Origin of the sequence: Acidovorax sp. T1 (assembly GCF_002176815.1) — a bacterium.
In the GTDB taxonomy this organism is placed as follows: Bacteria; Pseudomonadota; Gammaproteobacteria; order Burkholderiales; family Burkholderiaceae_C; genus Acidovorax.
This window is the reverse complement of the sequence record NZ_CP021648.1, coordinates 2,394,532-2,412,618: the sequence shown is the minus strand read 5'-3', so window position 1 is coordinate 2,412,618 and position 18,087 is coordinate 2,394,532. Positions and strand designations below refer to the sequence as shown.

Sequence of the window (18,087 nt, the reverse complement as noted above, 5' to 3'; positions counted from 1 at the left end):
GCCGACTGCCACCTTTGACCTGAGTTGTGCGTAGGCGGCATCACGGTTGCGATGCTGAGAGCGGTATTCACTGGCTACAGCGGTGACACCAGTAGGTTCGTGGGTGATACGAACCATGCGGTTCATCTTTGCCCAGTCATTCAACATGCTGGCCTCTTGATGCCGTGATGTAGCTCGGCATCATCTATGCCCATGCGATAGCTCCAGCCGCACACGTCTTCAGGCGGGTGCTTGTTGAGCATCGCCCGGATCTGCTCATCCGTCAGCGGCACCGCCCCGGCCTGCGCCTGGGTGGGCTGCGGGGTGAGGTAAACAGGGCGAATCTCCCAGCCCAGCGCAAGTAGGCGACCAGCCACCGTCCCCTTGTAGCCCTCCTTGCGAGCGGCCTCCAGAACTAGGTGCCTCACGCCATGCTCTGTCTCATTGCTGTAGCCTGGAAGTGGTATCCAGCCAGCCTCACCGCCACCCTCATACCAAGCACAGGCGGTGTAGAAGTCCGGCGCCACCGGCGCTCCCGCCCCTGCAGGTGTGCCCCACTTGGCAAGGACTGCGCGCATGATTGCCCGCTCAAAATGCGGTTGGTTGTCTTGCGGATACATACGCTTGAGATAGGTGGAGATCAGCCCATCCAGATCTGCATCTGTAGGTGTCGGTTGCGTTGGTTCAGTCATTTGGTTTCTCCTTGCTTGCGGGCTGCGTCCACGTCAGCACGTCTGGCGTTGCCGGAATAGTGGACACCGAGACGCCGGAACTCTGCGCCTGAGATACGCAGTAGCAACCAATCCAGCCGCGCAGCATCCTCCTGCACGCTGTCTGCCGGGGCACGGGCTGCTTCCCACAGAACATCGACGCAGTTGAGCGCCGCCTCGCGGTCTGACTCGCTTTTGAATGTCGCGCTGCGAAGGAAACTTCGGATGTTCCGCTCGGCTACGGTCAGTAGCTTGTCTCCTTGAGCGCTAGGATGGCCTGCGACTTGGTCCGACCCGTTGCCCACTGGTTGTCCCAGCGCCAACGAGCAAGCCATGTCCCGTTGTTGTCCGGGTGCGGTAGGGTTTGGATCAGTATCCAGTTGAACATTCGTTTCTCCTTGAATCGCTGGCACGCTGTCTGCCTGTGCCGTGGGGGACTGGGGTGCTGAGTTTTCATGCGGGTGCGAGATGCACTCCACCTCGTATTCCTCGCCATCGCCAACTACTTCTGTGATTCGGTAACGCGCAGTGACACTTTTCCACCCTGCTGTCAGTTCGTACTCATCACCAACCTTGGCGTCATTACCAAGGCAATCGTAGATTGCTTGTGAATCTGCCGGGTGGTCGAACCAGCTATCACCTTCGTTGGTTGACCAACAGTTGAACCTCGGCACCGTTGCTGGCTCCTGCGCCTCCTGCTGGGCCAAACCCTGCTGTGCTGCTGGCTGCGCTGAGGCTGGGGCACGGGCTGCGAAAAGCGGTATCGTGAATTTGCCCGCGCTGGTCTTGCGAGCGGGGATGTACTTGCCGAACGGAGCTTCATCGGCATCCACGAAATTAGCGAACTGCTCAGGCGACAACCAAAGCACTGGCGCTGGCTGGGGCGCTGGCTGTGCTGCAAGTAGCGCATCAATCTCGTCGGCCAAATCTACACCCGCTGGGTACGCAGGAGCCTTGGTTGTGTCAATGAAATCACGGCATCTAGCCAGGATGCCGCGGATGTTTTCAGGCGCTGGCTGTGCTAGTGCTGCTGTGGCCTGCCCTGCAGCAAGTGCGTGGAGGCGGTCGATTTCGTCATCGGCGCGGATTGCCCAATCGTTCAGGCGTTCAACCCCTACCTCGTCATAGTTGCCCATGTTGAGTTCAGGGCAGCCCTCAATTGCGCGGTCAGCTGCATTTGCTGCGAGATCTGCGAGCGCAGAATCAATAAGGCGCCTGTCATCGTCAGAGCCAGAAATACAGCATTTTCCCTCTGGGTCACATAAAACAGAAATGAGCGTTTCTATTGCATCCATACTGCCTCCGTTTTGAATGCAAAACTCTTTGCCGTAATTGGGGTAAAAACGATGTTGCGAAGTATCCCTTTGCAAAAAACGGTCATGCTGTAGTTCTCGCACATGAAATCAACCACGTCTGCCGTAGTCGTGCCGTGATAACCGTCCATCTGGCTCATGTTGCCGAGAATGCGGCGGGCTTCGCTTTGTGTTTTGTCACTCATCAATGTCTCCTTTTGGTGCGGCTGGTGCTTGCCCATGGGATGCGCTGGCAATCCAGCCAAGCCAACTTGCCTCAACGTGAGAGTGCTTGAACATGGGCCGCCCCCATGCGTCAGGCACTTCGTACAGCTCCAAGTGCCGATGCGCATCCTTGAATGCGATGCGCTCCTGTTCGCGCTCCACCGCTGGCACGCTCCCTGCCGCCTGTGTTGACGGGGTGATATTGGCCTGATAGAACGCGCCGTCAAGAAACGCTCCGGCGAACTTGCGTGCCATGTTTTCGCACTCAACTTCGCGGCCAAGGTAGAGCTGCTGATTGCCGTCACCTGCCACCACTGCGAAACGGTGAATCATGCTGTCGTGCGAGTGGACCACCTTGTAGCGAGTCAGAGCTATCGCATCAATGTCATCCGGCCCCGCAACTGCGCCAGCCGATGGTGCAGCATCGGCTGGTGCTTGCCCATGGGCTGCGCGCAAGGCATAAGTGGCGTCTGCGAAGGCGCGCATTTGGTCGGCGGTATAAAGCGGGCATGTACCGATCAGGAAGCCTTCTTCGTACACCCGGCCCGCGTAGTTGCTGGTGGGCGTCGCCGCATAGGCCGCCCCCTGCTGTGCTGCTGGCTGCGCTGGCGCAAACGTTTCTTCCAGTGTCTTGTCCACATCTGAAATCACAAGATGTGCGAGCTTCAGTAGCCAAAGCATTTCTGCACTCGTGGTGGGCTTGCGAATCGTAATGAGATCGTCTTGCACCACTGCCTGAGCTGCGTGCGAAGGCTGGGGCGCTGGCTGTGCTGCAAGTAGCGCATCAATCTCGTCGGCCAAATCTACACCCGCTGGGTACGCAGGAGCCTTGGTTGTGTCAATGAAATCACGGCATCTAGCCAGGATGCCGCGGATGTTTTCAGGCGCTGCTGTGACCTGCCCTGCAGCAAGTGCGTCCTTCACAGCCTGCAGAGCAGTAGCTGTTTGCGCGTTGTAGCTGCTGTGGCCTTGACGGTGGCGGGCCTCTGCATATGCTTCTATCAAGTCGAGCAGGTCTGCCGCGCCGCTGGTGTGGGTGGGGGTGACTTTCATGTCACTCTCCCACCAGTGCCGCCCAGCTGACCGGGAATATCGGTTGTGTGATGGCTGCGATCTGTTGTGCCAGCTCGTTTGCAGCTTTCTGGGCGTGGTTGTCCAGGCGCTGGTTGCACACGCGGCTCCAGAACAGTAGCGAGCCGGTCCAGGTCACCGTGGTCATGGTGTTCAGGGGCAGCACGATACGGGCTTCTTCGGGGGCAACGCCGGCTGCAATCATCTCCTCGTAGGTGTCCAAGGCGTGCACCGCCACCTTTTCAGCTCGGTCTGACAGGTCGTCTTGAAATACCTGCGGGCCGATGACATACCCGCTCCCCTGCTTGATGTCTTCAGGACGACCGTGCCACTCTTTTGGAAACCAGAACTCCGGCTCACTGGACATGTAGCGGCGTGACTCTTCGGACCACACACCACCCACCTGGTGCTTGACGAACTGGCGAGCCAGGAACATCGGCAGCTTCATGCGAATCTGCATGTGCGGGTGAGCGAAGGGTGCCCAGTGCTGTGCAGACTTTTTGTAGTGCTGGAGGATTTCGGTCAACTCACCTTCACTACCGTGCTGCGCGTGGTCGATGATCTCTTTGAGCAGCGCGTCCCAGTCCTGGGTGCGAAACCCCGTGGCCAGGAAGCGGATGAGGTTGGCGTCGGCCTGGCTTAGTACATGGGGTGGTTCATGGTCCAGCTGATTGCCTTCTGCGTCTGCGGGTGGGTAGGCATACACCCAATCACTCTCTTTCCCGAACGACGTGCGGGCGGCGTTTACGACCGTAAGGTCCGTTCCAAGGTGATCCAGATACTCGACTGTAATTTCAGCTTGCTTCATCCGACTTCCTTCAAATATTCAATGAGTTTTTCCTCGGCCTTTTTGACGGTCGGGTCGAGGTGTATGTTTTTGCGCGACAGGCCGTTGCGCCACTTCATCTCGACGCGTGCGCGGCCAACCTGGGCCAGCCGTCGGGCGAGCCGCAGGATTTCTTTCTGTTCTTGTGCCGTCAGCATCAGCTGAACTTTGGGTGACGGCCACGACGAGGCGGCTCGTGGTTGCTGATTGCAAACTCTGTGCGCGCACCGAAGGCGTCGTAGGCGCCTTGCATCCATGTGGCTCGGTCAGGAACCCGGACTGCGAGCCTGGGCCACAGTTCGGTGTCTTGGAATGCGTCGAGGCTGTCGGGGTATTTCGGAACCGCGTTCGGCTTTGTGCTGGGCTCGCCACATAGCGCCCGGGTTGTCTGAACCCAGTCAAGAAAAGGCTTGGTAGCTTTGCGCACCAGGGCTGCGCGTTTGAGACACATGCGCTCGCGCACGCGCTGGTCAGCTGGGCTGGTGAGTCGCCACAGGTGGTTGCCACAATGTTCGAAACGCAGGGCGCCGACTGCTACGGAATACCAGGCTTGGCCCTCGAGGGTGTGGGCGACGACCATCGTCTCGTCCGCGTGGCTTGTTACGGACAGCCCAAGGGGCAGCGTCGCATAGAGAAACTCACGTGACGTCTTTCTGCTGTCAGGTCTCACAGCGACAGCGCCGTCCGGGTAGTACGTCACCAGCGGTGTGTGGTAAAGCACCAGCTCATACGCCTGATTCGAAGGGTCGAACTGTATGCGCTTGTGGTACGCCCTTGCGCCGTCCAATGGGCGCTGAAAAGTGCCCCAGCGAGACGTGCGCGGTTGCGCCGTGTCGTCGAAGCGCTTTTTAGCAGCCGCGTAATCTGCGATGCGCGGGAGCTTGTAGCAGTTGTTGCTCCATGACATGGGCTTACTCCTGTGGCATGCGCTCGAGCAGCTCGCGTGCAATCTGTGCGGTCTGAACGCGAGCGCCGGGGGAGACACGAAGCCTGGTTGTGGGTACCAGCAGCTTGTCGCGGATGTCGTTCTCGACGGCGGCAATCTCTGGGTCGTTGGTGACGTTCAGGCCGCCGAGTACGGCGACCAGGTCACGGGCGTTGTCCATGAGTGAGTCGCGGATAACGCCTTTCTCTTTGCCGCACTGTTCGGCGATACGGCCGACGACTTCGCGCATGCGGCTCCAGCAGTCCTTAACCATCTTGGCCTGGCGCGTGGCCACGGCCTGGGTGATCTGCGCGCGGATTTCGTCCTGGGTCTCCTGGGCCACATCGACGCGGAAGTCGTTAGCGTCAGGCACAGGGGCGATGTCCAGAGAAATGTCGAACATGCCGAACAAGTCACTGGGCTGTGGGTAGTCCTCGGGCCGGTACATCGTGCCCAGGCGCAGGCGCGCGTCCTGGACCAGCTGGGGGTACAGCTTGACGAAGTCAGAGACAGCCGTCTGGAACTGCTGCTTGTACTTCGTCAGCTCCTGCTGGTAATCGAAGAACAAGTCTGCGGGCAGGATGCGGTGGCCCTTGTCGGTCCAAGGGAGCGTGCGCGAGTAGTGGTACTTGCGCAGCTCATTGGCGACGCTGTCGATAGCGGCCAGGTGGGCCTTGTCGATCAGGTGTTTGTTATAACGCCCGCCTTGCTTGGCGGCGTGCGTCTGGTCCACCTCGGCCGACACAGTGCGGTCGTGCTTGACGGCGGTCCAGCGGCTGATCGTGAGATCGACCAGCATAGAGCGGTTTTGGATCATGTTGTTTCTTTCGTCAAATCAGCACTGCTTGGTTCGAGCTGAGCCACTTGATTGCTTCACGAGTCTTGAGCAGGTCACGATTGGCGCCGCATGCCGAGCGCATGAACAACACCTGGAACTCGATAGGCAGGCGAGCCATGTAGGTCATCAGGCGGCCCAGTGTGTTGGGCGTGGCCTTGCTGTCCAGCATGGTTGAGGCGGCGAACATGGTCGACGGGTTGTCTGACACGCGCGCTTTGTCAGGATTCAGCAGGATCTCGTCCACAGTGGGCAGCTCACTGGCCATGCGGGCGAAGGCCAGATATTCCGAAGTGGCGCCTTCGCCGACGGAGCCTTTGATGAGATCGAATTCGGTGTCGGCCGACAGATTTGACTGGCGCACGCTATCGGCGAAGGCCCACGAACGTGGCGTCGGGAACGCACGCGGGTTGGTGGTTGCATCGAACGAGTGCAGCAGCTCAGGCCTGAAGTGCAGGAAGCCGCGGGTGATGTCGCTTATGTCGTTGGTCATGGCCCAAAGGTTCCAGTCCTCCAGGTTGACTTCAAAGTCGATGTGGACGAAGCGGTTGGCCAGCGCAGCGGGCTGGGCGTTGACCACCGAGCGGTCGCCAGCGCGGTTGCCGGCGGCGATGATGGCCCAGCCGTCAGGCATGGTGTAGTTGCCCAGCTTGCGGTTCAGGATGAGCTGGTACGCCGCAGCCTGGACGGACTGGGGCGCACTATTCATTTCGTCCAGGAACAGGATGCCCTTGCCCTTGGTGGGCAGGAAGTCAGGGGGTACGAAGGCCATGACTTCGTTCTTGCCCGTGCCGCGCACAACAGGAAAGCCCTTGAGGTCCACGGGGTCCATGAGGTTCAGGCGAACGTCACGGAGTTCGAGCTTGAGGTCTTCGGCGACTGAGGCAACGACGTCGGACTTGCCTGCGCCTACTGGGCCCCAGACGAAGGCGGGGCGCTGGCGGGCGACGAGGTGCTGGAGGGCGAGTTTTACTTGGGAGGGGCGCATTTGGTTTCCTTTCAGTCGTTCCGGGAAATAGAGCGGATGCGGGTCCGCGTGAGATAAACGATTACGAGTTAAAGCGGCGGTGGTCTGGGCCTGGCGTGACGACGTAAGTGCCGCCGGCTTTGTTGCGCTCATCGCGTTCACGCTTGGCAGCAGGCTTGTCGCTGAAGTAGGTGTCAGCGACGAGTTTGCCGGTAGAGGTGTTGCGGAGAGCGAAGAGGCGAAGTTTCATGGGTGGTCCACTTGTTATCGAAAAAGATGAAAGATTATGACACGAGCTTGGTGGCTAGGTAGTCAACAATCTGGTCCGGGCGGATAAAGATGTCGGAGCTAAATCCACAGGCCAGGCTGCCCGAAAGCCGGCAGTCTCTGGCATAGAACGCGCAGACCAAGATCGAGTTGTTAGCGACGGTACAGGTGCTGTCCAGTCCGTCCACACGCACGACTTGTTCACCGAGGATGGTTTCTGTCTTCATGACACGAGGTCTTCGTCCATCACAGGTCTCCTACTAATTTGCGTGCCAGGTACTCAGGGAGCTGGTCCTCCAGGTCGACTTCAAAGTCGATGCGGACGAAGCGATTGACCAGCGCGGCGGGCTGAGCGTTGACCACCGGGCGGTCACCGGCGCGGTTGCCGGCGGCGATGATGGCCCAGCGCGGCGGGTTACTGACGAGCATGAGGTTTTCGTCCATCACAGGTCTCCTACTAATTTGCGTGCCGGGTACTCAGGGAGCTGATCTTCAGTGATGAAGATCGTGTCGTTTGGGAATGTGTCTGCTTCGCAGCCGTTATGTGCGAGGCAGTCGCCGTACGCCATATCATAGAACGCACAATTTATGCGCGTACGCCGCGTGCCGGCTGTGCCGCACATCCCTTCGTGCCCTAGGACGGGCAGCACGCGTTTACCAGCGATGGTGGTCCATGCAAGTTCGGCCATCACAGTTCTCCTAGCAGCCGCATCTCGAGGTATTTGTCCTTCGGGATGTAGATGCCGCCGAAGCACTCTGCGGCCTTGCACCGCGGGTCATCATCCACGAACGCGCAGTCCTTGCAGCCAGTGTTCTCCGTACGCCTGGCGAACACGACGAACTCGCGGGGCGCGATGCGGACGACGGAGCTGAATGGCGGCGGGTGCTCGGTGATGTCGGTCAGGGTGAGTACGACGGTCACACTGCCTCCTTAGCTTTCGGTGCGCGCTTGCCGGCGAGTTTTGGGGTAGTCGTCGAAGTAGGCGCGGAAGATGCGCTTGAGTTCGGCGACGCGAGGTGCTGGCTCAGATAGGTCGGGAACTGTGCCATGTCTTTCCAGCGTACTTTGATTCCCCGGACTGTTTTGTTGTTGACCCATACAGCATCCATGTGAATGCGGTGGTGTTTGAGGAGTGACGTGAATTTGTTCGGGCTGGTGGGCATACCGCCCACGGTGAAGTCGAACAAGGTGCGCAGCTCTTCGCGTGCCACGGCGCAATCGCCGCTGGGTTGTGTGCGCGCCATGGCGTTGCGCAGCACGTCTTCGTAGTCCTTGACCTTGTTGGCCTGCAGCGCGTTGCGCAGGTGGCTGTTGTCGGTCGGCAGTTGTTCGATGAAGAAATCGAAGTTGCCTTCCAGCAGCGCCGAGCCCACCGTGTCGATCGAGCTTTCGCTGATCGAGATCATCGTGTCACGGTCTGCGGTCTGGATGATCTGACCGGCCAGCTCGAAGTCGGCCGGGTAGTTCACCAGGTAGTCATAGAAGGCCTGCAGCTCTTTCTCGATGCCGTCGATCTCGGAGTCAGTCATCTGCAGCTTCACTGACTGGTACTTGCCGACATTGAAGCGGCGGTCACCCTTCTTGATGCTGACAGGGTCAGACATGTTGGAAGAGAAGATCCAGTTCGTGTAGTTGTGGACGATGACATCATTCGAGTACATGGCCCGGATCGGGATGGTGTCCTCGGTGATGAAGTTGCGCAGCTTGGCCATGACGCCCTGCTCGTTCTGTAGCGCCTTGGTCTGGACCTCATCGACGAAGACAAGGAACGAGTTCTGCATGAACTGGTTGTACTTCTCGTTGAGCTCCTCCATGCGGCGCAGCGCGACGTGGCCGCCAAACAGCGGGCGCAGGATCTTACCGACCATCACGCCCTTACCTGTGCCTTCCGTGCCGTGCAGGACCCACGCGGTGCGTGTGCGGTCGCGCGTCTGCACGATGGTAGCCAGCCAGTTGATGTAGTGGTCGAAGATGGCTTGCTCGCCGCCCAGGGCATGCCAGATGACTTTGTGGATCGTCTTGGGGATGGCCTTGGGTGACTTAGTGCCGGCGTTGAGCATGTACTGCGTAGGCTGGAACTTGTTGACGGTGCGGTTCTGGACGTCGACGCGCACCATGTCGGTGGGATCGAACGTGAGGTCCCATTCTGGGACGAAGTCGCCCATAGGCACGCCGTATTGCTTGGCAAAGTGACGCAGCTGTGTCTCGTTTTTTGCTGGCGTGATGTCCAGCAAGTCGGCGGCTGCGTCGTACGTCCCACGCCAGTAGACCCCAGTGCTGCGGTCGAGGAAAGCGAGATAGGTTAGACCGTTGGAGGAGACACGCGTCGATGAACCGGTTCCAGTCAGTTGCTGCCAATAGTCGGGCAACAATTCCTTGGTCAGATAGGCGGGCTCGCCTTTGAAGTTCAAGATGTAGTCCGGTGCGTTCTCGGGGTGGTAGTACGCCCATGAGTCCCCTCCGTTGAGGTTGAAGTAGACGAAGCCGCGCTCGGTCTTCATCTCGGTGATGATGCACTCGTCAGGCTTGAGCATGACCTCGGTGCTGCCGTGCATCTTGTAGGTGATCTTGCGGGCTGGGAGGCCGGACTCTTCGCGCAGGTCAGCGATGCGCTTGTGGTTCAGCTCCTTGTTCTTGCTGGAGCTGGACACCAGGCCGTTGAGGCTGAGCTTGTCGTGCTTGCGCTTGACGTACGAGATGCGCGGCGTCTTGCCCATCGGGTCCTTGATGCCCTTGAGTACTGGGGGTGCGATGTAGATCAGCTTGTCGTTCTGGCATGCACTGATGTCCAGCGGCCAGGAGATGGAGTTGCCTGTCTTGGTCAGACCCATGGAGCCATGGAGCAGGGGCACCTCGTGGTTCTTCTGGATGAGCCATTGCTTGAGCAGCGGAGCTGCATAGGGCTTGTCCAGCAGCATGAAGATGTGAGCGCGCAGGCGCTGGTTCTCGATGCCGTATGAGGCTGAGTACTGCACGATGTAGCTGATGTCGGCCAGGCCCATCTCAGCCAGAAACAAATCGATGGTGAGCGGCGCACTCTGCGACTTGCCTGACGGGGTGACCAGGTCAATGGTTTCGGGCAGCCCGTCCAGGTCGAGTACGAGCCACTCGGTCGTGCTGTTGGTGTCTGTGCTGCCAGCGCGAGACTCTTTAACCAGTGGGCGTGCGATCGAACCCTTCAGCGCACAGTGGCCGAGTGCTGCGTGAGTCTTCAACAGATGTTCGAGCTCGACGAGCGACTTGCACGGCTCGGAGTGCGAGGTGAACTCCCACACGAATGGGTAGGGGGTCTTCACGACAGCGCCGGATGATTTTGAGTAGGTCTTGGTGAGGGGTACAGAGGCCTCGAGGAAGATGATGTTCATGGTCTATCTTTGTGGATCTTTTGCAGATGTTCGAGCAGAGGGCGCACGTCCAGGCACAGCACCTGGTGGGGACACTATCCTACTACCTATTTAATACCTTATACTCTTATACTTATAAATATAAACTCTTAAGAGAATATAAATATATAAAACTAAGTACTAAGTACTATGTATATGGAAACGAAAAAGATTCGGCCCCGAAGAGCGTAAGTTCTAAGGGCTCAGGACGACGCTTCTTGCGCCATTTTTACGGCGGTCCCGAAGATCGCGCGGCGCATTGCAGCTAGGTTGTCGCCGGTTGATTTGCTAAGGCATTCGACGCCTAGACCCGGGCCATCCACTTTTCCGGCACTGACTGTACGTTTGCCACTGAGGCTTATGTGTGCTGTATACGTATCGATGCCGAGGCGTACAGCAAGCTGCATCGCATCGCCGTTGTCTATCCGCGGGTCCCACCACGTACGCCCGCGTGTTAGGCCGGTACGGTCGTAATCTGCTGCGCTTAGCCGAGGGACCACCCAACGGTCATCATCTTCGCTGAGATGTCCTGGGATTTCGGCAAACTCTGCCACCAGCTCGATCAACTCTTCGCTGTTGTACTCGGTATCTGTCATCTCATCTCTCCTTCAAGGCCCATAACTCTACCCCGCGCGATGAGAGCGTAGGGCTTACGCCCTACGCTCTCATCTCTTAGCCGACGTTCACGGCGGCAGCAGCTTCGCGCTGAGCATGCGTCTTGAAGCGCGAGCTGTTCAGCACGAGCTTGAGTTGCTTGTTCACGTTGAGCACGCACATGCACACGTCGTCGAACTCGGCGTCCGACAGGTTGGTCGACGACGTGGCGTACTCTTCAGCACGATCCGCTGCGGTCATAGCCGACTCGATCAGCGTGCGCTGGTTGTTGGTGTCCATCGTGTGGAACTCCTGACCCACTTCGGCATCCAGCGTGACTGCGCACGCTTGGCGGAACATCTCGTACACCGCACCAGCTTGCTCTTGCAGCGTGAGGCCTACGTCCTTCAGCTTGTCTTCTTCGCGCTGCACACGGCGTGCAACTTGTGCTTGTGTCTCATCAGCCGTGAGGTCGTACGCCTTAGCACGACGCTCGACGCTCATCGCAATGCGACGCTTGGTCTGCGGGCGCACCTTCAGGTTCACCTCGTTGAAGAACACATCATCCAGATCAGGGATCTGAAACGACTTGGGTCGACCTTGGTAGTCGATGCACAACGAGGTGAGTTCTGATGCCAGGTTGTAGGCGCCCTCACGGTGCAGCATGAGTTCCTTGATGGTGGCGACAGGGCCAGTGGTGATGGAGCCAGCATCTTCGAAGGCATATTCGGCGAATGCCTGCTCTTTGAGGGCCATCGACAACTCGGCCAGACCATCAACGCCTTTCTTGTACTGGTCTTCGCGCACAGCCTTGAACAGCTGACGCGCAGCACCTTGGATGAGCGTGTCGATACGCCATGCGGTGGATTGGGCGATCTGCGCAGCAACGTCTGGGTTGGGCACATCACGGATGAAATCAAACAGGCAGAACGTGGCGGTGGAAGTGGTGATCTTGGACATGGTGAACTTTCTATTTAAGTTAAACGATGCAGGAACGCATCCCGGTGTGCTCGATGAAGAGCACACGAGGCTGAGATCAGATGGGGAGTTCGCAGCGTTCGAGAATCAAGCGCTGGGCGTGTTGCTCGCTACAGCCGAGCAGCTGTGCGAGTCCTTCGACCTTGCGAATAAGCAAGGTCTCGGGGTCCCCCGATGGCCAGGTCAAATTCCCCCACCCTTGGCCACCCCAAATTCCCCCAGGCAGGACGGTCGGATTATGACGACTCGGGTGTGATGGCGATGCGTGCAGCGGCCTCCTTGAGGCGGTAGCTCTTGCCCTCGAACTCCAGCATCGCGCAGCGGTGCATGAGGCGATCCAGGATGGTGCTGGCCATGGTGGCGTCGCCGAGGTATTTGCCCCAGTCCTGCACCACGCGGTTGGACGTGATGAGAACAGCGCGGCGCAGCTTGTAGCGCTGGTGCACGATGGCCTGTAGGACTTCAGCGGCATGCTCGCTGATGCGTCTGGCCAGGAACAGGTCATCGAGGACGAGCAGGTCCGGCGCGACCCAGTCCTTGAGCAGCTCGGTGCGCTCTGCCGTAGTGGCCAGCGCGTAACGGGCGAACTCGGTGTCGGCTTCCAGGTAACGCACGTCATAGCCCTGCAGCGTGGCCTGGTAGGCCACGGCCTTGGCCACATGGCTCTTGCCGGTGCCCGGCTTGCCGATGATCAGCGCGTTGGCCCCCTCGCCGATGAACTTCAGGGTGTGCAACTCGAAGCAGGCGCTGCGCGGCAGCTTCGGGTTGAAACGCCAGTCGAAGTCAGCCAGCGAGGGGCGCTCATCCAGACCCGAGCGCTTGAAGCGGCGCTCGGTCAGGCGAGAGCGCCGGCGGTCCAGCTCGTCTTGCAGCATGGCGGCGAAGGTCTCCAGGAAAGGCTGCTGGGCGGCCTGGGCCTGCATCACGCGGGTGGACAGGGTCTCGGCGATGCCGGACAGGCGCAGCTCGCGCAGCGCGCGTTCGATCTCGATCATGTTCATGGCTGAACTCCCGGTGCGTTGGTGGTGTTGTTGGTGGTGGTGGTGGTGGTGGTGGTGGTGTTTGCCGTGGCGGCGGCGAGCGCGAAGAGATCGCTGTACTCCTCAGCGTCTCGGATGAGCTCATGCTGCTGCGTCAGCGCGTGGGCACCGGCGGCGGGTGCTTCGCCGCAGGTAGCCTCGATGGCCGCCATCGCCTGGGCAAAGAGGGCTTCGGTCAGCGCCAGCACGCGCTTGTAGCTGTAGACCCCTTGCTCCAGGGCCTGGGCGCAGGCGGCATTGATGCAGTGCGCCGGGTAACGGCGCATGAGTCCCACAATGCCCCAGAGCTTGCGCTGCCCGACACGACCCTCGATGGCAAAGAGCAGCTCACACAGCCGGCTGGCGTGCTCACCAATCTCGCCGGCCTGACGCAGGATCAGGCGGGTCTCGCGAGACGGATTGAACACCCGCTCCTCCATGGGCAGAATCACCGTGCCGGGACGCTCGGCCTTGGCGTGGGTGCGCAGCAAGGCACGGGTGTGCATGTCACGAATCTCGATGCGCTGGGCGTAGATGCGCACCAACACCTTGGAGCCGATGTTCGCCGGGCGAGCGGCGTAGCTGCTGTGATCCACCCGCACACAGCTGTCGTCGCAGACGGTGCGCACCGCCTCGTCGAAATACTGCATTCCCAGCACTGGCAGGGGTTTGAGGTGGCTGCGCTCTTCCTCGAACATGGCCTGCACCTGGCGTCGCTCGGTGCCGTGGATGCGCTTGGATGCCCAGCTCTTCTCCCAGTGCGCCAGGAACTCGTTCTGGGCCTCGATGGACTCAAAGCGCCGGCCCTTCAAGGCCGTGGCCTGGGTATGGCCGATGGCATGCTCCACCGTGCCCTTGCGGTTGGGGTCTCGCACCCGCGCCGGGTCGGCCACCACGCCGTAGTGCGCCAGGGCGGCGGCGTACACCGGGTTGAGATCGGGCTCGTACAGGTCGGGCTTGAGGACGCCTTCCTTCAGATTGTCCAGCACCACGTACTGGGGGCAGCCCCCGAAGTACCGCAGGGCCCGCTCGTGCAGCTCGGCCCAGATCTGCTGGCTGGACTTCCAGACCACGCACCGGAAACTGGCACGGGAATACCGCAAGGTGGCCACGAACAGGCGGGGCTTGCGGTACCGGTCGCTGCCGGGCACGCGGGTGGGCGCGCCCTCGCCGTAGTCCACCTGCATCTCCTCGCCGGGCAGGAAGGACAGGCGATCGAACTGCTCGGGCTCCTTGTGCCGCAACTTTGCACAGAAGCGTTTGACCGAGTTGTACTGGCCATCAAAGCCGTGCTGGTCGACCAGGTCCTGGTAGATGGCCGTGGCGTTTCGCTTCAGCCGCAGCTGGGCTTCGATGAACTCGCGCCAGGGTTCGCACAGGGAGGTGGCCACCGGCCCAGGAGCCGGTGGCCAGGGTGGGGGAATTTGACCTGCCGAGCCGGTGGCCACCCCGGGGGAATTTGACTGCAGTTGCTCCAGCCAGCGCTGGTGGTAGCTCCTGACCGTCTTGCGGTCGATGCCCGTGATGCGGGCGATCTCGCGTTGCGATGTGTTGCGCTCCAGCAGTGTCTCTATGGTGGCGCGTTGGTTGGACTTCAAGACATTCACTCCTTGGCCTTCCCTCGGGGAAGACTGGATCAATGTCCTGCCAACAGGTGCCGACGACGCCGGCGTTAAACCCCTATCCCCGATCAGTTCAGGTGGGGGAGTTTGAGGTGGCCATAGACGGGGGAATTTGGGTGGCCATCAGGGGGTCGGACTCGTCATCGACGAGGTCGCGTGTCTCGCCATCGAACGAGGTGAGCGAGATGCTGTCGTCATAGACGATGCGTTTCTGGCGGATGGTGACTTTGATGGTGGCCATGGTTTGTTTCCTGTTGTTGCAGTGCGAGTGCGCACTGATCTGGACATGTCCAGATCGCTGAGCACTAGGGCCAGTTAGCGTCGTTCTCCAAGTAGCGCTGTTCTTTGCGCTGCTGACTGCGCTCGTAAGCGCCGTCGTCGAACTCGCGGTCGCAGCGTTCGACGTAGCGACGCTCCCATGCGTCCGTCTGCGCGGTGTCTTCATCGACACACGGTTGGCAGTACGCGCGCAGGCTCCAAGCGCCGCATGCGCGGCATTCGTTGTTCATAGATCCTCCAAAGGGCAACATCGCCCAAACAACGCAAACAGACGAGCAGCTTGCTGCTCGTTGTCTTCAACACCAGCGCCAGATGCGGCGCAGTGCGGTGACGAACCAGTGCGCGCTTGGGCTTTGCACTGGGTACGGATAGGAGCGGGTGCGTGGTGTCATTGCTCGACTCCGAACACTGCGTCAAACAGCGCGTGTCTGATCGCTCTGATCTGATCAACTCGATGCGCCGGCAGATGCACTGCGAGCGCATCGATCTTTTCCGCTGCTTCGAGGAATGCGCGGATCGCCGCGACTGACTCGGGCGTGATGGGTGCGAAGTCGTTCATACCAATTCCTCCTTGTGGTACTTCACGAGTCCGACCTTGTAGTAACGACCGTGCTCGATGTAGCCAAACACCAATCGCGCGACCGCGACAGTGCCGATCGAGCAGATGAACGAGAAGATTCCGCTCATCGTTCCAATCAACGTCCCCCAGTGAATCATGAGGTTTATTAATAGGGTAGCGAAGTGCAATAGTGCCTGACTATTACGATTGCCGAGCAACCGAAGCCGATGTTTCGGCGGGACCATCGACAACAGAATGAACTCGAACAGCACATTCATCGCTCCGAACAAAATCACTGCATCGATCATTGGATGCTCCTATTTAAGTAGCATGAGAGCTAAGCCCCATGCGGGTTTGCGCCGCGCACGAAGTGCGCAGCTACTAAATCAATAGCGCGAGGCCTAAGCCCCGCGTGCGTTTTCAGTGCGCGGCCTCAACGAGGCGCGACGTTGCGTGGCTGCCCACGCGCGTCTTCTCCCACACGCGCCCTGCGCGGTCGGTGTAGCGCGACACGGTGGGTGTCGCGGCAGGCTTGGCCCCGCGCGTGTTGAGCGCGGCCTCGAGCTCGGCGATGCGCGCCTTCTGGTTGACATACACAGTGCGTGCGGTGTCCAGCCGTGCATTGAGCGCGGCGATCTGTGCCTCGGCGGCGATGAGTGCTTTGGACTTGGCCATGAATCTCTCCTAGATAAACGATTTCGGTGAGCCCCATGGGCCCATGCTCTTCGGGGTTTGTGTTGAGCCCCGAGGGGCTCAACACTGCGTTACGCAGTGACGCGGCGCTTGGACTTGGTGACGGTGATCGCCACGGGCGCTTGGCGCTGCGCAGCCAGGGCCAGCCGACGCTCGGCCAGTTCGCTGGCCTTCGAGGTGTAGCCCTCGGTGGTACCGGCGAGGACGTCCTGGCCGAAGCGGCCTGTGCCCTGCGCGGTGCGGATGGCGGCATGTGCCGTGTAAGCGGCGCTCTTGCCGATAGCTGCGCCAATGGAACGGCCGAAGGTGGTGGAAGCGGACATGGTGGAACTCCAATGAAGATGAAAGAGCAAGATCGCTCAAACAACGCACACAGACGACCAGCTTGCTGGTCGTGGTATTCGGGCTTAGGGTCCCCTATCCCGGAGCTGGAAGCCGAATCCGAAGTGGGGTAGCGGATCGGCGCGGGGTAGGGGAGAGCCTCACGCAGCCGCCCGCAACAAAAATTTTCCAAAAAAACCCCGCACCCAGATTCTTGCTATCGTTTCTATAGCACGTAATCTTTCATCTACAATCGACGACGATGCCAAAAGCCACCGCACCAAAGACCAAGCCCGTGAAAGCCACGCGCCCCCGCGCCAAGGACCAAGATACCGGGCGCAAGGTCGCCGTGCGGGCCAAGTACCCAGAGACCACGACCATGGCCGCCGCCGCCCTGGTCCCGGCAGACAAGCCCCTCACCACCCAGCAACGTGAGTTCGTCAAGCACTGGGCCGCGGGCGACAGCATCCCGAACGCAATGGCCCGCGCTGGGTACAACGACCAGCCCTCCTACGGCTACCGTATGGCCAAGATGCCCAACATCCTGGCCCTGTACAACGAAGAAAAGCGCCTCTACGAGGAGGCGAGCCAGATGACCCGCAAGCGCGTGATGGACATGCTGGTCGACGCCTACGACATGGCCAAGCTCATGTCCGAACCGGCGTCGATGGTGTCCGCTGCGCGCGAGGTGGGCAAGATGTGCGGCTACTACGAGCCGGTCAAGACCCAGGTGAACGTGACCGTGAACGGCCAGGTCAGCATTGACCGCATGAGTCGTTTGTCTGACGACGAATTGCTGAAGATCATCGAGCAAGGAGCCATGAATGACCCCCAATCAGCCCTCGGGTATGACCCCCAAGAACCCTGAGCCCCACCAAGGCCTGTTTGGCCGTATCTGGGCCCGTTGGCAGCGCATCCAGCGCCCAGCCCCTGCCACACCCTACTCCCCGGGCCTGTCGGCCCTTGTAGACCCGTTCCTGGCCACCGAGGCTGTCTCCGAGGCCAACCGCCCCGGCGCCGTGGCCCAGGCCCAGCGCACCCGGCAGCTCATGGACCGCGTCTGCGCCGTGAACAACGCCAACGTGACCCGGGACTACGGCACCCACACCGAGGACCTGACCCACGTCGGCATGGTGCCGCCCGACCTGAGCGGCGACGAGCTGGCCGACGCCAAACGCCTGCTGGACGTTCGTGTGGCCGCCGAAGAGCCCGCAAGCCCCTAAACCACCCTGCACGAAGGCGCCACGCTGGAAAGGATCACATGATTCGAGGATCAGATGGCCTTGACTACGAAGACCTCGCCGCGCGCCTCGTCGGCGAACCGGCCAAAACGAGCCGCAACAACGTCCTCACCGCCCCCTACAGCCAAGCCTTCAAAGACGCGTTCCGCGAAACCTTCGACCGCCACGAAGCGCAAAGCTGCTCCGCGCTCGAGTGCCACCGCGCTGCCTTCGCCCACGCCTGTATCACCGCCGGCCGCGCCTACCTCTAGCCCAGCCCCAGCCCTCACCGCCCACCAGGCGGCGCAGGTCGAGATCGCC

28 protein-coding genes and 1 pseudogene are annotated in these 18,087 nt (G+C 60.3%); 3 read left to right on the top strand and 26 right to left on the bottom strand.

The window, feature by feature from the left end; all coding sequences use genetic code 11:
* Positions 1 to 9: 9 nt before the first annotated feature.
* The 26 genes and pseudogenes from CCX87_RS21570 to CCX87_RS11110 all read right to left on the bottom strand — a co-directional run.
* Positions 10 to 114: pseudogene (locus CCX87_RS21570) on the bottom strand (peptide chain release factor family protein); the annotation flags it as partial.
* A 26-nt stretch (positions 115 to 140) separates the two neighbouring features.
* Positions 141 to 671, bottom strand: coding sequence for a hypothetical protein (locus CCX87_RS11210; RefSeq protein ID WP_143218379.1), 531 nt, complete (start codon positions 669 to 671; stop codon positions 141 to 143).
* The gene (locus CCX87_RS11205; protein WP_143218378.1) at positions 668 to 1,984 is read right to left on the bottom strand and encodes a hypothetical protein; all 1,317 of its coding nucleotides are present in this window, start codon (positions 1,982 to 1,984) and stop codon (positions 668 to 670) included. The genes CCX87_RS11210 and CCX87_RS11205 overlap by 4 nt, the downstream gene beginning before the upstream one ends.
* A complete protein-coding gene (locus tag CCX87_RS11200) occupies positions 1,972 to 2,187 on the bottom strand; it encodes a hypothetical protein (RefSeq protein WP_087746340.1) in 216 nt (71 codons plus the stop codon). Before CCX87_RS11200 ends, CCX87_RS11205 begins: the two co-directional genes overlap by 13 nt.
* Positions 2,180 to 3,259, bottom strand: coding sequence for a hypothetical protein (locus tag CCX87_RS21110; RefSeq protein WP_198314704.1), 1,080 nt, complete (start codon positions 3,257 to 3,259; stop codon positions 2,180 to 2,182). The genes CCX87_RS11200 and CCX87_RS21110 overlap by 8 nt, the downstream gene beginning before the upstream one ends.
* Before the next feature lies 1 nt (position 3,260).
* Positions 3,261 to 4,085 carry an FAD-dependent thymidylate synthase gene (gene thyX, locus CCX87_RS11190; RefSeq protein ID WP_087746338.1) on the bottom strand — a complete coding sequence of 275 codons (825 nt, stop codon included), beginning with the start codon at positions 4,083 to 4,085 and terminating at the stop codon, positions 3,261 to 3,263.
* A complete protein-coding gene (locus tag CCX87_RS11185; RefSeq protein WP_087746336.1) occupies positions 4,082 to 4,261 on the bottom strand; it encodes a hypothetical protein in 180 nt (59 codons plus the stop codon). Before CCX87_RS11185 ends, thyX begins: the two co-directional genes overlap by 4 nt.
* The gene (locus CCX87_RS11180) at positions 4,261 to 5,010 is read right to left on the bottom strand and encodes a hypothetical protein (RefSeq protein ID WP_087746334.1); all 750 of its coding nucleotides are present in this window, start codon (positions 5,008 to 5,010) and stop codon (positions 4,261 to 4,263) included. Before CCX87_RS11180 ends, CCX87_RS11185 begins: the two co-directional genes overlap by 1 nt.
* A gap of 4 nt (positions 5,011 to 5,014) precedes the next feature.
* Positions 5,015 to 5,845 (bottom strand): hypothetical protein, encoded by an 831-nt coding sequence (locus tag CCX87_RS11175; RefSeq protein WP_087746332.1) that lies wholly within the window; start codon positions 5,843 to 5,845, stop codon positions 5,015 to 5,017.
* A gap of 13 nt (positions 5,846 to 5,858) precedes the next feature.
* Positions 5,859 to 6,851 (bottom strand): AAA family ATPase, encoded by a 993-nt coding sequence (locus tag CCX87_RS11170; protein WP_087746330.1) that lies wholly within the window; start codon positions 6,849 to 6,851, stop codon positions 5,859 to 5,861.
* Between the two features lie 61 nt (positions 6,852 to 6,912).
* The gene (locus tag CCX87_RS20875; protein ID WP_157667129.1) at positions 6,913 to 7,080 is read right to left on the bottom strand and encodes a hypothetical protein; all 168 of its coding nucleotides are present in this window, start codon (positions 7,078 to 7,080) and stop codon (positions 6,913 to 6,915) included.
* A gap of 34 nt (positions 7,081 to 7,114) precedes the next feature.
* Positions 7,115 to 7,324 (bottom strand): hypothetical protein, encoded by a 210-nt coding sequence (locus CCX87_RS11165; protein ID WP_087746328.1) that lies wholly within the window; start codon positions 7,322 to 7,324, stop codon positions 7,115 to 7,117.
* A 19-nt stretch (positions 7,325 to 7,343) separates the two neighbouring features.
* A complete protein-coding gene (locus CCX87_RS11160) occupies positions 7,344 to 7,541 on the bottom strand; it encodes a hypothetical protein (RefSeq protein ID WP_087746326.1) in 198 nt (65 codons plus the stop codon).
* Positions 7,541 to 7,786, bottom strand: a complete 246-nt coding sequence (locus CCX87_RS20870; RefSeq protein WP_088132927.1) for a hypothetical protein — start codon at positions 7,784 to 7,786, stop codon at positions 7,541 to 7,543. Before CCX87_RS20870 ends, CCX87_RS11160 begins: the two co-directional genes overlap by 1 nt.
* Positions 7,786 to 8,019, bottom strand: a complete 234-nt coding sequence (locus tag CCX87_RS11155; RefSeq protein ID WP_087746324.1) for a hypothetical protein — start codon at positions 8,017 to 8,019, stop codon at positions 7,786 to 7,788. Before CCX87_RS11155 ends, CCX87_RS20870 begins: the two co-directional genes overlap by 1 nt.
* On the bottom strand, positions 8,016 to 10,394 hold the full coding sequence (locus CCX87_RS11150; protein ID WP_157667128.1) for a primase-helicase family protein: 2,379 nt from the start codon (positions 10,392 to 10,394) through the stop codon (positions 8,016 to 8,018). The genes CCX87_RS11155 and CCX87_RS11150 overlap by 4 nt, the downstream gene beginning before the upstream one ends.
* A gap of 290 nt (positions 10,395 to 10,684) precedes the next feature.
* A complete protein-coding gene (locus CCX87_RS11145; RefSeq protein WP_087746319.1) occupies positions 10,685 to 11,077 on the bottom strand; it encodes a hypothetical protein in 393 nt (130 codons plus the stop codon).
* Between the two features lie 76 nt (positions 11,078 to 11,153).
* Positions 11,154 to 12,035: a hypothetical protein gene (locus CCX87_RS11140; RefSeq protein WP_087746318.1), complete on the bottom strand. Its 882-nt coding sequence runs from the start codon at positions 12,033 to 12,035 to the stop codon at positions 11,154 to 11,156.
* A 254-nt stretch (positions 12,036 to 12,289) separates the two neighbouring features.
* Positions 12,290 to 13,054, bottom strand: coding sequence for an IS21-like element helper ATPase IstB (gene istB, locus CCX87_RS11135; RefSeq protein WP_056269326.1), 765 nt, complete (start codon positions 13,052 to 13,054; stop codon positions 12,290 to 12,292).
* Positions 13,051 to 14,679, bottom strand: coding sequence for an IS21 family transposase (istA, locus tag CCX87_RS11130; RefSeq protein ID WP_087744503.1), 1,629 nt, complete (start codon positions 14,677 to 14,679; stop codon positions 13,051 to 13,053). Before istA ends, istB begins: the two co-directional genes overlap by 4 nt.
* A gap of 88 nt (positions 14,680 to 14,767) precedes the next feature.
* A complete protein-coding gene (locus CCX87_RS20865) occupies positions 14,768 to 14,935 on the bottom strand; it encodes a hypothetical protein (RefSeq protein WP_157667127.1) in 168 nt (55 codons plus the stop codon).
* Between the two features lie 64 nt (positions 14,936 to 14,999).
* Complete coding sequence (locus CCX87_RS11125; protein ID WP_087746316.1) at positions 15,000 to 15,203, bottom strand: hypothetical protein; 204 nt, start codon at positions 15,201 to 15,203, stop codon at positions 15,000 to 15,002.
* Positions 15,204 to 15,361: 158 nt separating this feature from the next.
* Complete coding sequence (locus CCX87_RS20860; RefSeq protein WP_157667126.1) at positions 15,362 to 15,532, bottom strand: hypothetical protein; 171 nt, start codon at positions 15,530 to 15,532, stop codon at positions 15,362 to 15,364.
* The gene (locus CCX87_RS11120) at positions 15,529 to 15,840 is read right to left on the bottom strand and encodes a hypothetical protein (RefSeq protein ID WP_087746314.1); all 312 of its coding nucleotides are present in this window, start codon (positions 15,838 to 15,840) and stop codon (positions 15,529 to 15,531) included. The genes CCX87_RS20860 and CCX87_RS11120 overlap by 4 nt, the downstream gene beginning before the upstream one ends.
* 112 nt (positions 15,841 to 15,952) lie before the next feature.
* Positions 15,953 to 16,207, bottom strand: coding sequence for a hypothetical protein (locus CCX87_RS11115; RefSeq protein ID WP_087746312.1), 255 nt, complete (start codon positions 16,205 to 16,207; stop codon positions 15,953 to 15,955).
* An 89-nt stretch (positions 16,208 to 16,296) separates the two neighbouring features.
* The gene (locus tag CCX87_RS11110) at positions 16,297 to 16,548 is read right to left on the bottom strand and encodes a hypothetical protein (protein ID WP_087746310.1); all 252 of its coding nucleotides are present in this window, start codon (positions 16,546 to 16,548) and stop codon (positions 16,297 to 16,299) included.
* 260 nt (positions 16,549 to 16,808) lie between these two features.
* Between CCX87_RS11110 and CCX87_RS11105 the strand changes: the two genes are divergently transcribed.
* From CCX87_RS11105 to CCX87_RS21105, 3 genes are read left to right on the top strand one after another with little or no spacing between them, the layout of a single operon-like run.
* On the top strand, positions 16,809 to 17,414 hold the full coding sequence (locus CCX87_RS11105; RefSeq protein ID WP_087746308.1) for a hypothetical protein: 606 nt from the start codon (positions 16,809 to 16,811) through the stop codon (positions 17,412 to 17,414).
* Positions 17,371 to 17,769: a hypothetical protein gene (locus CCX87_RS11100; RefSeq protein WP_143218369.1), complete on the top strand. Its 399-nt coding sequence runs from the start codon at positions 17,371 to 17,373 to the stop codon at positions 17,767 to 17,769. Before CCX87_RS11105 ends, CCX87_RS11100 begins: the two co-directional genes overlap by 44 nt.
* Positions 17,770 to 17,807: 38 nt before the next feature.
* Positions 17,808 to 18,038 (top strand): hypothetical protein, encoded by a 231-nt coding sequence (locus tag CCX87_RS21105; RefSeq protein ID WP_158211991.1) that lies wholly within the window; start codon positions 17,808 to 17,810, stop codon positions 18,036 to 18,038.
* The last annotated feature ends 49 nt before the right edge of the window (positions 18,039 to 18,087 follow it).